Below are 437 nucleotides of genomic sequence, written 5' to 3'. Positions count from 1 at the left end.
CATCCATTGTAGCACGTGTGTAGCCCAGCTCATAAGGGGCATGATGATTTGACGTCATCCCCACCTTCCTCCGGTTTATCACCGGCAGTCTCACTAGAGTGCCCAACTAAATGCTGGCAACTAATAATAAGGGTTGCGCTCGTTGCGGGACTTAACCCAACATCTCACGACACGAGCTGACGACAACCATGCACCACCTGTCATTCTGTCCCCGCAGGGAACGCCTAATCTCTTAGGTTGGCAGAAGATGTCAAGAGCTGGTAAGGTTCTTCGCGTAGCATCGAATTAAACCACATGCTCCACCACTTGTGCGGGCCCCCGTCAATTCCTTTGAGTTTCAACCTTGCGGTCGTACTCCCCAGGCGGAATACTTAATGCGTTAGCTGCGGCACTGAAGGGCGGAAACCCTCCAACACCTAGTATTCATCGTTTACGGC

General features: G+C 52.2%; 1 rRNA gene. It reads right to left on the bottom strand.

The features are described from left to right. Positions 1-437, bottom strand: a 16S ribosomal RNA gene (locus tag ABWU86_RS03805); the annotation flags it as partial.

The sequence above is a fragment of the Apilactobacillus pseudapinorum genome, from assembly GCF_040369555.1.
GTDB lineage: Bacteria > Bacillota > Bacilli > Lactobacillales > Lactobacillaceae > Apilactobacillus.
Note: the sequence above shows the minus strand (reverse complement) of the source record. Positions and strands in the feature narration are given on the sequence as shown.